The organism is Oceanicola granulosus HTCC2516, from assembly GCF_000153305.1.
GTDB classification, from domain to species: domain Bacteria; phylum Pseudomonadota; class Alphaproteobacteria; order Rhodobacterales; family Rhodobacteraceae; genus Oceanicola; species Oceanicola granulosus.
Map to the genome: position 1 here is coordinate 1,222,710 of NZ_CH724107.1, position 12,823 is coordinate 1,235,532.

10 protein-coding genes are annotated in these 12,823 nt (G+C 70.7%); 4 read left to right on the forward strand and 6 right to left on the reverse strand.

Features of this window, described 5'->3' with window-relative positions:
- Nucleotides 1-9: 9 nt before the first annotated feature.
- From OG2516_RS05755 to OG2516_RS05775, 5 genes are all read right to left on the reverse strand, one after another.
- Entirely contained in the window at nt 10-1,797 is a 1,788-nt protein-coding gene (locus OG2516_RS05755) for a peptidoglycan D,D-transpeptidase FtsI family protein (RefSeq protein ID WP_007254690.1), read from the reverse strand.
- Entirely contained in the window at nt 1,794-2,150 is a 357-nt protein-coding gene (gene ftsL, locus OG2516_RS05760; RefSeq protein WP_007254691.1) for a cell division protein FtsL, read from the reverse strand. The genes OG2516_RS05755 and ftsL overlap by 4 nt, the downstream gene beginning before the upstream one ends.
- Nucleotides 2,147-3,109, reverse strand: a complete 963-nt coding sequence (gene rsmH / locus OG2516_RS05765; RefSeq protein WP_007254692.1) for a 16S rRNA (cytosine(1402)-N(4))-methyltransferase RsmH — start codon at nt 3,107-3,109, stop codon at nt 2,147-2,149. The genes ftsL and rsmH overlap by 4 nt, the downstream gene beginning before the upstream one ends.
- Before the next feature lie 3 nt (nt 3,110-3,112).
- Nucleotides 3,113-3,613, reverse strand: coding sequence for a division/cell wall cluster transcriptional repressor MraZ (locus OG2516_RS05770; protein WP_007254693.1), 501 nt, complete (start codon nt 3,611-3,613; stop codon nt 3,113-3,115).
- Between the two features lie 751 nt (nt 3,614-4,364).
- Complete coding sequence (locus OG2516_RS05775) at nt 4,365-5,459, reverse strand: Mrp/NBP35 family ATP-binding protein (RefSeq protein ID WP_007254694.1); 1,095 nt, start codon at nt 5,457-5,459, stop codon at nt 4,365-4,367.
- A 296-nt stretch (nt 5,460-5,755) separates the two neighbouring features.
- Between OG2516_RS05775 and OG2516_RS05780 the strand changes: the two genes are divergently transcribed.
- On the forward strand, nt 5,756-5,977 hold the full coding sequence (locus OG2516_RS05780) for a DUF1127 domain-containing protein (protein WP_040615572.1): 222 nt from the start codon (nt 5,756-5,758) through the stop codon (nt 5,975-5,977).
- A 625-nt stretch (nt 5,978-6,602) separates the two neighbouring features.
- On the opposite strand, the gene OG2516_RS05785 is transcribed toward OG2516_RS05780, so the two are convergent.
- Nucleotides 6,603-7,829, reverse strand: a complete 1,227-nt coding sequence (locus tag OG2516_RS05785; RefSeq protein ID WP_007254696.1) for an Hsp70 family protein — start codon at nt 7,827-7,829, stop codon at nt 6,603-6,605.
- A gap of 116 nt (nt 7,830-7,945) precedes the next feature.
- On the opposite strand from OG2516_RS05785, the gene OG2516_RS05790 reads away from it, so the two are divergent.
- The 3 genes from OG2516_RS05790 to OG2516_RS20865 all read left to right on the forward strand — a co-directional run bounded on the left by OG2516_RS05790 (nt 7,946) and on the right by OG2516_RS20865 (nt 12,822).
- Nucleotides 7,946-9,289, forward strand: a complete 1,344-nt coding sequence (locus OG2516_RS05790; protein WP_007254697.1) for an MFS transporter — start codon at nt 7,946-7,948, stop codon at nt 9,287-9,289.
- A complete protein-coding gene (locus tag OG2516_RS05795) occupies nt 9,286-10,146 on the forward strand; it encodes an alpha/beta hydrolase (protein ID WP_007254698.1) in 861 nt (286 codons plus the stop codon). The genes OG2516_RS05790 and OG2516_RS05795 overlap by 4 nt, the downstream gene beginning before the upstream one ends.
- Before the next feature lie 219 nt (nt 10,147-10,365).
- Complete coding sequence (locus OG2516_RS20865) at nt 10,366-12,822, forward strand: Hint domain-containing protein (protein ID WP_007254699.1); 2,457 nt, start codon at nt 10,366-10,368, stop codon at nt 12,820-12,822.
- The last annotated feature ends 1 nt before the right edge of the window (nt 12,823 follow it).

Consider the following 12,823-nt stretch of genomic DNA (forward strand, 5'->3'; position numbering starts at 1 on the left):
GCTCCCGCTTCAGTTCGCGGTGAGTGTTACACCCGTCGGCCGCAGGGTTTCAACGTCCGGCCGGAGGCCCAGCAGGGGCGCGGTGCGGCGGATCATCTCGGCGGCGACGGGAACGGCCGTCCAGCCGGCGGTGCGGCGCGGCTGATCGCCCATGGTCTCGACCGGCTCGTCGAGGCTCAGGATCAGCACGTACTGCGGATCGTCGGCGGGGAAGATGCTGGCGAAGGTGGCGATCACCTTGTCGTCGTAGTAGCCGCCGCCGTTCTCGCGCGGCTTGTCGGCGGTGCCCGTCTTGCCGGCGACGTCGTAGCCCGGCACCTCGCCGAAGCTCGCGGTGCCGCGCACGACGACCTGGCGCAGCATGTAGCGCGCCGCCGCCGAGACCACGTCGCTCACCACCCGCTCGCCGGCCGGCGGCGGAGCGGTGCGGCGCAGCAGCGTCGGGGTGACGCGCTCGCCGCCGTTGAGCAGGCTGGCATAGGCCTGCGCCAGGTGCAGCGGCGACGACGACAGGCCGTGGCCGTAGGAGATCGTCATTGTCGAGATCTCCGACCAGTTCGCCGGCAGCAGCGGCCGCCCGGTCGGGGCCTCGACCAGCTCGACCGACGTCGGCTCGAGCAGGCCGAGGCGGCCGAGGAACTCGCGCTGACGCTCGCCGCCGATGTGCATCGCCACCCGCGCGGTGCCGATGTTGGAGCTCTCGACGATCACGTCCGTCGCGCTCAGCTCGGGGCCGTAATCGTGGAAATCGCGGATGCGGAAACGGCCCCAGGTCAGCGGGCCCTTGGTCTCGATCATCGTCTCGGCGTTGATGAGCCCCAGCTCCATTCCCTGGGCGATGGTGAAGATCTTGAAGACCGAGCCCAGCTCGTAGACCCCCTGCACGGCCCGGTTGAAGAGCGGGCTGTCGGACTGGTCGCCCTGCGTGGCGACGGGCGGGCGGTTGTTGGGGTCGAAGTCGGGCAGCGAGACCATCGACAGGATCTCGCCGGTGTGGATGTCCATCAGCACCGACGACGCGCCCTTGGCGTTCATCAGCGTCATGCCGCCCTGCAGCACCCGCTCGGCCGCGGCCTGCACGCTCAGGTCGATCGACAGCTCGAGCGGCGCGCCCTCGTTGGCCGGGTCGCGCAGGTAGTTGTCGAAGTACTTCTCCGCCCCGGCCACGCCGATCACCTCGGCGGCGCTGACGCCCTCGGTGCCGTAGGAGGCGCCGCCGAGGATGTGGGCGGCGAGCGAGCCGTTGGGATAGAGGCGCATCTCGCGCGGGCCGAAGAGCAGGCCGGGATCGCCGATCTCGAACACCGCCTGCATCTGCTCGGGGCTGATCTCGCGGCGGATCCAGTCGAAGCGGCGCTCGGAGGTGAACAGCTCGTACAGCTCGTCGTACTTCAGCTCGGGGAAGATCTCGACCAGCCCTCGTGCGGCGGCCTCCGGGTCGATGATGTCCTGGGGATGCACGTAGAGCGCGTGGGTGTCGAGGTTGGTGGCCAGGATGCGGCCGTTGCGGTCGACGATGTCGGCGCGGGTGCCGATGATCGGGTTGCCCGCGACGCTGGCCTCGGGCTCGCTCGATTCGGAGCCGGCGAGCGCGCCCATGCGCCCGCCGATGGTGACGAAGGCGAGGAAGAACATCGCGCCCAGCACCACCAGCCGGCCCTCGGCGCGGGCGCGGGCCTTGTCGCGCATGTCCTCGTGGCGCAGCCGCAGGTTCTCGGCCTCGATGGCGTCGGGATTGGCGCCCTCGGCGCGGGCCTTGAGGATGCGCGCGAGCGGGCGGAGCGGACGGCGGATCATGGGAATTCCTCACCGTTGGCGTTGTCGGAGCTGACCTCGATCGGATCGATGATCGGGCTCAGCGGGGGAAGCGGGTAGCTGACCTGATCGATGCGGCCGAATGCCTCGGGCATGAGCGGCAGCAGCTCGAGCCGCTCGAAGTTCATCTCGGCGAGGTCGCGCAGCCGCTCGGGGCGGTTCAGGTAGGCCCATTCGGCGCGCAGCACGCCGAGGCGCTCGTGGGCGAGGCCGATCTCGCGGTGCAGCGCGCGCACCTCGCTAATCGCCTCCTGGGTGCGGTAGTTCTGCTCGTAGGCCCAGAACGCCAGCGCCATGACGCCGACGGCCGAGAGCAGGTAGAACATCGATCTCATGTCACGAATCCCTTCACCACGGGCATCCCGAGGCTCTTGATGTCGACGGGCGCGGCCGGGGCGTCGGTCCGGCGCGCGATCCTCAGCTTGGCGGAGCGGGCGCGCGGGTTGCGCGCGACCTCGGCCTCGTCGGCGCCGATCGCCTTGCGGGTGACGAGGCCGAAGGCGGGCGGCGCCTGCGCCACGTCGGGGGCGTGGCGGCTCGGCCCGCCGGTCTGGCCGGCGCGGGCCTGCATGAAGCGCTTGACCATGCGATCCTCGACCGAGTGGAACGTCACCACCGCCAGCAGCCCGCCCGGCGCGAGCGCCCGCTCGGCCGCCATCAGCCCCTCGGCGAGTTCGCCGTACTCGTTGTTCACCGCGATGCGCAGCGCCTGGAAGGTGCGCGTGGCGGGGTGGCTCTGGCCGGGCTTGGGGCGCGGCAGGCACCCCTCGACGAGGGCGGCGAGCTCGGCGGTGGTGGCCAGCGGCCGCGCGCGCACGATGGCGCGGGCGATGCGGCGCGAGGCGCGCTCCTCGCCGTAGTTGAACAGGATGTCGGCGATGGTGCGCTCGTCGAGCTCGTTGACGAGGTCGGCCGCGCTGGGGCCGTCCTGGCTCATGCGCATGTCGAGCGGGCCGTCGGACATGAAGGAGAAGCCGCGCTCGGGCCGGTCGAGCTGCATCGAGCTGACGCCGAGGTCGAGCACCACCCCGTCGAGCGCCTCCCCGTGCCGGTCGAGCTCGGAGAAGGTGCCCCGGATCAGCGTCACGCGCGGCTCGTCGGCGACCCAGCCGGCCAGTTCGTGCGCCAGGGGGTCGCGGTCGATGCCGATGACGTGCGCGGCCCCCGCCTCGAGCAGCGCGCGGGCGTAGCCGCCGAAGCCGAACGTGCCGTCCAGCCAGGTGCCGCTCACGGGCGCGCAGGCTTCGATGATGGGCTCGATCAGGACCGGCGTGTGCGGCGCGGCGGCGCTCATCGCCTACTCCTCGTCCAGGCAGGCCATCAGGTCGAAGTCGTCGCCCTGCTCCTCGAGCCAGGCCGCGTCCTCGGCCTCTTCGATGTCGGCCTGGTCCTTCAGGCGGATCTCGAAATGGTCGATCAACCCGACGAACATCAGCTCCGCGCCCTCGTCGGACACGCCGAGCTTCTCGCGCAGCTGCTTGTTGAGGATCGCGCGGCCGTTGGCGTCGACGTCGACGACCAGCGACTTGCCCGCGAACATGCGCATCAGCCGCTCGCGCATCGGGTTCGAGCGCTTCATCGCCTTGATCTGGCTGGTGATGCGGACGTATTCCTCGACCGTGTAGGCCTCGATGTAGCCGTCCAGGTGGTTGCCGAAGACGAGGTAGACCTTGGAGCTTTCGCCCGCCTGCCAGTTCGGCTGGCCCGCTTCGATGACACGACGGTGGTCGGCGGGTATCGAGACCCGCCCCTTGCCGTCCACCTTCTGGTGGTATGTGCCCGTGAAGCCTGCCAGCACTGGCGTGGCACCTCGTCCTTTCTGCTCCCCGGCGATGCCGGGGCGTTAACCGCGAGCGGCGGACCGAGAGCTGCCATTCTCGATCCGCCGCCACGTCCCTTTCGGGATTGTCCGACTGCACGCGCACACCTGGGGGGATGTCTGCTCGCCCGCGCGCCGGCACTTCTTCTTTTCTAGAAAGCGATGTTTGCCTGTATGAAACCCGACTTTGTGCCGGTGGGGTCTTGAGCGCCCCGTCTTTGTCTGCCCGCTTTCTGTAGATGGTTGTGCCAAAGCGGAGCGGCTCAGGCAATGACTTTTGTGGTCCTGTAGTGAACTTTATGGAACCACGCTGCACCGGCCCTGCGCCGGGTTCCCGAGAATCGGGCGGGATGCGCTGATATTTGCCGATGTCCAGGCCGGCCAACACAAAATGTGGTGTTTCGCCCCTCAAGCGCACAGCATTTAGGTGTGGCTGAAGATGTGGCAGCTTGATCACAAACAAGAGAGTTCGCGCCGGAAGCTGGGGATAAGGGCGAGAAATCTGTGGACAGAACGCCTGTCTCTCGTCCCGCGCCAGGCGGTTCATCCGCTGCGCAGGTTGATTCACAGCAGTTCCATGAGGCGCCCTGCCCGCCGATGGCCGTCGAGTTCCACGGGAGTCCAAACCGATTCACGGCATGTGTCGGAATCACGAGTTGCGTGACCAAGACACGAGAAGGCCGCCGCCCCTGCGGACGGCGGCCTCCTCCGCGAGCCTATGGCGGGATGCTCAGCCCATGCCGCCGTCGATGAAGCGGCGGGCGAGTCGGCGGTAGCTCTCGGCCATCGCGCCCTCGCCCGCCGCGACGGGCGTGCCGGAATCGCCGGCGAGGCGGGTGTCGAGGTCGATGGGCAGCGCCGCGAGGAACGGCAGGCCGAGCCGCTCGGCCTCGGCCGCGACGCCGCCGTGGCCGAACAGGTGCGCCTCGTGCCCGCAATTGGGACATATATATGTGCTCATGTTCTCGATCAGCCCGAGAACCGGGGTCTTGAGCGTCTCGAACATCGACAGCGCCTTGCGCGCGTCGAGCAGCGCGACGTCCTGCGGCGTCGAGACGACAACGGCGCCGGTCAGGTGGAAGCGCTGGCACAGCGTGAGCTGCACGTCGCCGGTGCCGGGAGGGAGGTCCACTATGAGAGTGTCGAGCTCGCCCCAGTTGGTCTGGCCCAGCAGCTGCTGCAGCGCGCCCATGAGCATCGGGCCGCGCCAGATCACCGGCTTGTTGTCCTCGAGCATCAGCCCGATCGACATGAAGGTGACGCCGTGGGCGTGCAGCGGCTCGATGCGCTCGCCGTCGGGCGACTTCGGCCGGTCCTCCTTGCCCATCATGCGCGGGATCGAGGGGCCGTAGATGTCGGCGTCGAGCAGGCCGACGCGGCGGCCCTCGCGCGCCATCGCGACGGCGAGGTTGGTGGCGACGGTGGACTTGCCCACCCCGCCCTTGCCGGAGCCGACGGCGATGATGCGGTCGACGCCGGCGACCGGCGCGGGGCCCTGGTTCTGCGTCGGGTGGCGGCCGATCTTGAGCGAGGGCGCCGCGCCCTGCCCGGCCGCGGGCGGCGGGCCGCCCTGCGGCTTCGCCGGTCCGTGCGCCGTCAGCACCGCCGAGACCTTCGCCACCCCGGGCAGTTCGGCGACCACCGCCTCGGCGGCGGCGCGCACCGGCTCCATGCGCCGCGCGAGCTCCGGGTCGGCCACCTCGAGCACGAAGCGCACCGAGTCGCCCTCGACGTGGAGCGCGCGCACCATGTCGCGGCTGACGATGGTGCCGCCGTCCGGCAGGCCGACCCGCGCCAGCGCCTCCAAGATCGTGTCCTTGTTCATGCTGTTGTCATCCTGTTGTGGCAGCGCCGCCGCTCCCCGCGCCGGCCGATTGGGCGTTCGCGCCCTTGCTCGCCATATATCTGCCGAACTGCAAGGCCGCCCGCGCCCCGACTGCCCGTTTCGGCAGCGCAAATGAGACGCCGATCAACCAGAACGGCATATGCACTTTCTGCATGGCGGCATTGAGACTTTGCGCCATTGTGCGAGTGCAGCATTCGCATATGTTCACTCTCGAAGACGGCGACAGGACAGAGCGCCGCCATGAATTCGAAAGAGCAGAAACGAGGTCAATGACCATGGCACATTTCACCGACACCCGCGCCGGCTACAACACCGGCTCCCTGCGCACCCGCCTCACCGGTCTCGTCAACGAGTACCGCGAGCGCCAGGCCAAGTACAACGTCTACCGCCGGACCGTCACCGAGCTGAGCAGCCTGACCGACCGTGACCTCGCCGACCTCGGCGTCCACCGGTCGCAGATCCGGGGGCTTGCCCACGAGGCCGCCTACGGTAAGTAACACCCCAGTTCGGAGCCTTCTCTCCTCCTCCCTGAAGGCTCTGACCGCGGCTCGCTCTCTCCTCCTCCCTGAGCGGGTCGCACCTTGAAGAAGCGGCGGCGTCCATCCTCCTCCCGGGCGTCGTCGCCTCTCCAAGACACGGAATTCGCAGGTCGTTCTCTCCTCCTCCCTGAACGGCCGCGATAGCGAAGACGCGGCGGCGCCTCTCCTCCTCCCTGGCATCGTCGCGCGCTTCGGACCACATCGCAGGGCGCCCTCCTCCTCCCTTGGGCAGCCGGCGAGACAAGACGGCGGCGCCTCTCCTCCTCCCTGGCGTCGCCGCTCGACATTCAGATTCGGCGGCCGTTCCCTCCTCCTCCCTGAACGGTCCCCGATGCGAAGACGCGGCGGTGCCTCTCCTCCTCCCTGGCACCGTCGCGCCCTTCGACCAGACGCCGGGCGCCCCCTCCTCCTCCCTTGGGTGCCTGACGAGACAAGCGGCGGCGCCCTCTTCCCGGGCGTCGCCGTTTTCTGTTTCGGGGGGTGTCGCAGCGGAATTGGCGAATTGTGCCGCAACGTAATTGCGGGGAATTGAAGAGTGTGACGCAGCGGAATTACCGGGCGCGGTGCGCAATGAATGCGCACCCTACCGGGCGGCGGCGATGGCGAGGCCGTCGACGATGGCGGTGAAGGCGCGGCCGAAGCGCAGCTCCGCCCCCGGCAGGCGCGCCGCGACGGCGTCGGAGACGACGGCGAGCAGGCTCGAGCCGCCGACGCAGACCACCTGCCCCACCGCCCCGGCGCCGACGCCGGCCCGCGCGAGCGTCTCGTCCACGGCGGCGGCGATGTTGTCGGCGAAGGGACGCAACGTCGCGGTGAGCGCCAGCGGGGGCAGCGGCGCGGCGAGGCCGCGCTCGAGCACGCCGAGGTCGATCTCGTGGAGCCGGTCGCTGCCGTTGGCGGCGATCTTGCCGCGCTCCACGGCGAAGGCGACGTCGTGGCCGAGATGCATCTCCAGCACGTCGCGCAGCCGGGCGAACTTCTCGGGCTCCTCCGCCAGCCGCGCCATGCGCACCACGTCGCGCAGGGTGTCGGCGCCATAGAGGAACGGGATCTTCTCCCAGCTCGCCAGGTCGTTGAACAGCGCGACCGGCGCGGGCAGCGTCGCCCGGCCGAGCTCGGCGCGGATGCGGCTGTCCTTGCCGAGCAGCGGCATCACCAGCGCCAGGCTCAGCGCCTTGTCGAAGTCGGTCCCGCCGATCCGCACGCCGTGGCTCGCCAGCGTGCGGGTCTCGTCGCCGGCGCGCTCGAACAGGGTGAAGTCGGAGGTGCCGCCGCCGATGTCGACGATCAGCCCGAGCCCGTCTCCCGCCGCCGCCGAAAGCGCGGCCGCCTCCGGCTCGGGGAGGAAGTCGACCGCCTCGAAGCCCGCGGCCGCGTAGCAGGCGGCGAGGTCGGCGGCGGCGCGGGCGTCGCGCGCCGGGTCGTGGTGGAAGCGCACCGGGCGGCCGGAGAGCGCGCGCGGGAATTGCTGGCCCGTGGCCGCCTCGGCGCGGGCCTTCACTTCGGCGAGGAACCGGGCGACAATCTCGACGAGGGTGAGCCGCTCCTGCAGGAACTGGCGGCGCTCGTGCATCAGCGGCGTGCCGAGCACGCTCTTGAGCGCCCGCATGAACCGCCCGTCGCGCCCCTCGATCAGCGCCGCGACGGCGGCGTGGCCGAACAGCGTGCGCCGCGCGCCGAAGTCGAGGAACACCGCCGTCGGCAGCGTCTCCTCCGCGCCCTCGAGCGGGATCACGCGCGGCCGGCCGCCCTCGAGCACGGCGGCGGCGGTGTTGGAGGTGCCGAAATCGACGGCCAGTCGTGCGCCCATTGGGCTCGCTCCGGTTTGGGAAAGCCGCCTGAGTAGCTTCGCGCCCGGGGCGCCGCAAGGGCAGTTGGCGGCGCTGGCCCCGCCGCGTATGGTCGCCTGCGGACAGGGGGACGGGCATGGCGTTGAGCTTCGGGCAGAAGGCGGGCTGGGGGCTGGCGGACATGGGCATCGGCGTCTTCGTCGTGGTCAAGCAGCTCCTCGTCTTCGCCTTTCTCACCACCTTCCTCGGCGTCCCCCCCGCCGTCGCCGGCTGGGCGACGTTCCTCGTGCTCGGCTTCGACGTCGTGACAGATCCGCTCGTCGGCTACCTGTCGGACCGCACCGAGAGCCGCTGGGGCCGGCGGCTGCCGTGGATGGCGGTGGGCGCGCCGATCCTGGCGGGAGGCGTGGTCGGCATGTTCTTGGTGCCCGAGGGGATGGGCTGGCAGGCCAACATGGGCTGGGTCGTCGCCTTCTTCGCGCTCGCCACCATCGGCTTCACCTGCGTCGCGATCCCCTACGGCGCGATGGCCGGGGAAATGACGCAGGAGGCGCGGGAGCGCTCGGCGATGACGGCCTGGCGCATGGTGTTCGCCTCGCTCGGGCTGCTCGCGGCGGGCGCGGTGGTGCCGGCGCTGGCGGGCGAGAGCCGGAGCGGCTACGGCCGCGCGGTGCTGACGGTGGCGCCGCTGATCCTGGTGACGATCTGGGGAATGCTGTGGCTGACCCGCGCCGCGCCGCGCATCTCCCGCCCCGCCACCGGCAGCTTCGCCGCGACGCTCGCGCGGGTGATGGGCAACCGCCCCTTCGCGACTCTGGTGAGCCTCTACGGGCTGATGACCCTCGCCGTCGCCATTGTCGCCGCCGGGCTGCAGCTCGCGGCGCTCTACCTGATCGCGGACGCCCACAGCGGGCCCATCGGCGCGCTCGTCGACACGCTCGGCGCCTTCTCGACGCTGTTCGCCTGCTTCATCGTCGGCGCGGTGGCGAGCCAGTATCCGTGGGTGCGCCTGTCGGCCCGGCTCGGACAGCTCGGCGCGCTGATCGCGGGGCTCGCCCTCTACATTGTCGTGCTCGGGATCATATATCTCGCCCTGCCGGCGGCGTCCGTCTCGCTGCTGGCGGTGCTGTTCGTCCTCGCGGGGGTGGGCAACGGCGCCTACCAGCAGATCCCCTGGGCGATGTATCCCGATCTCATGGACCTGACCCGAAGCCGCACCGGCGAACCCATCGAAGGCGCGTTCAGCGCGCTGTGGCTGTTCGGCCAGAAGGTCGCCAACGCCTGTGCGCCGCTGATCCTCGGCCTGATCCTCGCCGCCGCGGGCTGGCAGGAGAGCACGAGCGGTGTCGTGCCCCAGAGCGACGCGGCGCTCGAGGCGCTGCGGGTGTCGCTGACGCTGGTGCCGGCGGCGCTGCTGGCGCTGGCGCTGCTGGGCTGCGCGACGCTCTACCGGGGCGCGCTGCGCCGGGCGGTGGCATGACGCCGCTCGAGGTCAGGCTGCAGCAGGCCGAGGCGGCCGTCGAGGGGCTGCGCGACGATTGCGGCAAGCGCATCATCTGGGCCGGCGAGCCGGGCGCGCGCACGCCGCTCGTGGTGGTCTACGTGCACGGCTTCTCGGCGAGTCCGATGGAGCTGACCCCGGTGCCCGAGCGAATCGCCGCCGCGCTCGGCGCCAACCTCTTCATGACCCGCCTCGCCGGCCACGGCATCGACGGCGCCGCGATGGCGCGCGCGACGCTCGAGGCCTGGCGCGACGACGTGCGCGAGGCGTGCGACGTCGCCGCGCAGATCGGCGGCCGGGTGCTGTGGATGGGCTGCTCGACGGGCGGCACGCTGATCACGCTGGGGCTTAGCGACGGGATGGCGGGCGAAGGCGTGATCTTCGTCTCGCCGAACTTCGGCCTCATCCGGCCGGGCCAGTGGCTGCTCGACGCGCCGGGCGTGCGCAACTGGGCGCCCAAGGTCATCGGCGGCGCGCGCTCCTTTCCGACGATGAACGAGGAGCACGCCCGCTACTGGACCCGCCGCTACCCGATCGAGGCGGTGTTCCCGATGTCGGACGCCGTCAACGCGGTGCGGGGAGTGGACCTGTCGCGCATCCGCGTCCCGGCGCTGTTCTTCTACAGCCGCGGCGACCTCGTCGTCAGCCCGACCACCACCGAGTCGGTCATCGCGCGCTGGGGCGGCCGGACCCAGACCTGCCGCATCCGCTGCGGCCACGGCGACGATCCGAACTCGCACGTCATCACCGGCGACATCCTGTCGCCCGGGCAGACGGAGCGCGTGGTGAACTGCGCGCTCGACTGGGCGGCGGCGGAGCAGTTCGCGCCCGCCTGACGCGGCCGGGCGGAGCGGCCGGCGTGGCGACAATGCGGCGAGGTCGTGGCGGAACGGCCATAATTCGCCGGTTTGACCACGTCTCATCAACAATCGCGCGGTTCCTGCCCCGATATCACCCCAATCTCATCCATTAACCGCCCGCCTCTTCACCGAGCTTGACCGCGGAACCCGCCGATCCTGCGCGACCGGCGGACTCGTGGTTAACGGAGGTGAACAGTGGCGCGCGGCTTTCTCGTTACGCTCGGCGACGGCTCCCTGAACGCAGGCGACTCGATCAGCGGGGCGCCGGTCACGTTCGACGTGGGGCAGACCATCGGCAGGGGCCAGTGGACCTATACCGGGCAGAAGAACAACGGCAGCAGCGTCAGGGAGCAGAACGCCGACGGCAACTACTACGAGGGCGTCGACGGCAACGTCTACTTCGTCCCCAACGCGATGCCGGCCTCCTACTCCTCGGCGAGCGTGCGCTCGGCCCCGAGCTACGACACCACGATCACCGGCAGCGACGGCACCGACGAGACGATCCTCGGCGACGGCGGCAACGACGAGATCCACGGCTCGAGCAATGCCGGCGACAGCGGCCGCGACACGATCGACGCCGGCTCGGGCAACGACCTCGTCTACGGCGGCGGCGGCAACGACGCACTGGTGGGCGGTGGCGGCAGCGACACGGTTCATGGCGGCGACGGCGACGACATCATCTACGGCGACGACTGGCGGACCGTCGCGGGCTCCGACGAGAGCTTCAACTGGTCATCCGTCGCCGCCAGCGGCACCGACGTGAGGGGCGGCATCGCCGAAGACGCCGGCGGGATGATCGTCAGCGTCGGGTTCACCGACGACGGCAACGCCAGCGCCTTCGAGATCAGCAACCAGACCCAGTACACCGCCACCGGCGAGCCGATGGCGACGAATTCGGGCCTGCGCCTCACGGGCACCGGCCAGGGAAACACCTCCACCACCACGATCGATTTCAAGGCGGACCACGGCAGCAGCCTCGCCAACGAGGTCGAGAACGTCACCTTCCGCATCAACGACGTCGACACCGGCAGCTGGCACGACCGCGTCACAGTCCGCGCCTACGATGCCGAGGGCAACCTCGTCCGCGTCAGGCTGACCGCCTCGGGCAACGACAGCGTCTCCGGCCAGACCGTCACCGCGGGGAATTCCGGCGAGACCGCCGCCGACGCCGCCGGCTCGGTGCTGGTCGACATCGCCGGACCGGTCCATCGCATCGAGATCGACTACGACAACCTGAGCAGCGGCGGCCAGGCGGTCTACCTCACCGACATCCACTACCGCACCATGGCCTCGGTCGACGACGACGACAGCCTCTACGGCGGCGCGGGCATCGACACGATCTACGGCGGCGGCGGCGCGGACGTCATCGACGGCGGCTCCGGCAACGACCTGCTCCACGGCGACGGCGGCGACGACATTATCGACGGCGGCACCGGCGACGACCGCATCACCGGCGGCGCCGGCAACGACCAGATGCGCGGCGGCGCCGGGCGCGACACCATGTCCGGCGGCAGCGGCCGCGACAGCCTCCACGGCGGCAGCGAGGCCGATTACCTCTCCGGCGGCGCCGAGGCGGATCATCTCGCCGGCGGCGACGACAACGACGTCCTCCACGGCGACGAGGGCAACGATCGGCTCGACGGCGGCGCGGGCAACGACACGCTTTACGGCGGCCACGGCGACGACACCCTCGCGGGCGGCACCGGCAACGACACCCTCGAGGGCGGCGACGGCAACGACAGCCTCGCCGGCGACGCGGGTGACGACACCCTCGGCGGCGGCCTCGGCGCCGACACGATCAGCGGCGGAGCTGGCAACGACACCATCATCTTCGCCGAGGCCGACAGCGTCGAGGGCGGCGACGGCGACGACCTGTTCGTGCTCGAGGACCTCGGCGAGGCCAACAACGGCACCATCACCGCCATCGGCGGCGAGGGCGACGAAACCCACGGCGACACGCTCCAGCTCGGCAAGCTCGCCGACCTCGAGACGCTGACCTACACCAACACCGACGACGCCTTCGGCGGCCTGTCGGGCTACGTGATGCTCGACGACGGCACGCGGCTGAACTTCTCCGAGATGGAGAGCATCATCTGCTTCGCCGCCGGCACCCGCATCCTCACGCCGCGCGGGCTGGTCGCCGTCGAGGCGCTGCGGCCGGGCGACAAGGTCGTCACCCGCGATCACGGCCTGCAGCCGATCCGCTGGGCCGAGGGCCGCACCGTCCCCGGTGCCGGCAAGCTCGCTCCCGTCGTGTTGCGCCCGGGCACCCTACCCGGCCTCGAGACCGAACTCGTCGTCTCCGCCCAGCACCGCCTGCTCTGGCAGGGGCCGGCGGCGGAACTCCTGTTCGGCGAGAGCGAGGTGTTGGTGGCCGCGAAGCACCTCGTCGACGGCCATGCGGTGCGGCGCGAGGAGCGCGCGGCGGTGACCTACCACCACCTCATGTTCGACAGCCACGAGATCATCTTCGCCGAGGGCGCGGCCACCGAGAGCTTTCACCCCGGCAGCCACGCGATCGACACCGTCACCGACGCCGCCCGCGAGGAGCTGTTCGCCATCTTCCCCGAGCTGCGCGCCGACCTCACCCGCTACGGCGACACCGCGCGCCGCTGTCTCAAGCGGCACGAGTCGGCGCTGCTGCGGGGCTGAG